The 759-nt window shown below is 61.8% G+C and carries 1 protein-coding gene; it reads left to right on the forward strand.

Annotation, left to right across the window (positions count from 1 at the left end; genetic code table 11):
- Nucleotides 1-759, forward strand: a 759-nt coding sequence (locus UB48_RS26765; RefSeq protein ID WP_045202375.1) for a VCBS domain-containing protein, incomplete at both ends; no start/stop codon positions are given.

Genomic DNA, 759 nt, shown 5'->3' on the forward strand with positions numbered 1-759 from the left:
GGCACCTTCGTCGGCACCTACGGCACCTTGGTGCTGGCCGCCGACGGTTCCTACACCTACACGCTGAACACTGCCGATCCGGACTTCTTCAACCTGCATGGCGGCGGTAACGGGGTCGAGACCTTTACCTACACCCTGACCGATGCTGATGGTGACGTATCCACCGCCAACCTGGTGCTCAATGTCACCAACCTCAACGATCCGGTGACTCTCAATGGCTTGAACGTTGAAGGCGGCGAGCTGACGGTTTTCGAGAAGAACCTTGGCGACGGCAGCAACCCGAATATTCCGGCCCTGACGCAAACTGGCAGCTTCACGGTGACTGCGCTGGACGGTGTGCAAACCCTGACCGTCGGTGGCATTACCGTGGTCAGTGGCGGCGTGGCCAGCGGCTTCCCGCAATCGGCCACCACGGCGCTGGGCAATACCTTGACCATCACCGGTTATGACGCCTCGACCGGCGTGGTGACCTACAGCTACACCTTGCTCGACAACGAGGCCCACCAGAACGCCAACGGCACCAACAGCCTGGGCGAGAGCTTTACGGTCAGTGTGACGGACACCGACGGCAGCACTGCCAGCGGGTCCATCGATGTGAATATCGTCGACGACGTGCCGACCGCGGCAGGCGATACCAACGCCGTTACCGCTACCGAGAACCAGCTGACCCTGACCGGTAATGTGCTGACCAACGACGTGCAGGGTGCGGACCGTGTACCCACCGGGCCAATTACTGCCGGCACCTTCGTCGGCACCTAC

It is taken from the genome of Pseudomonas sp. 2(2015) (assembly GCF_000955865.1).
Taxonomy (GTDB): domain Bacteria; phylum Pseudomonadota; class Gammaproteobacteria; order Pseudomonadales; family Pseudomonadaceae; genus Aquipseudomonas.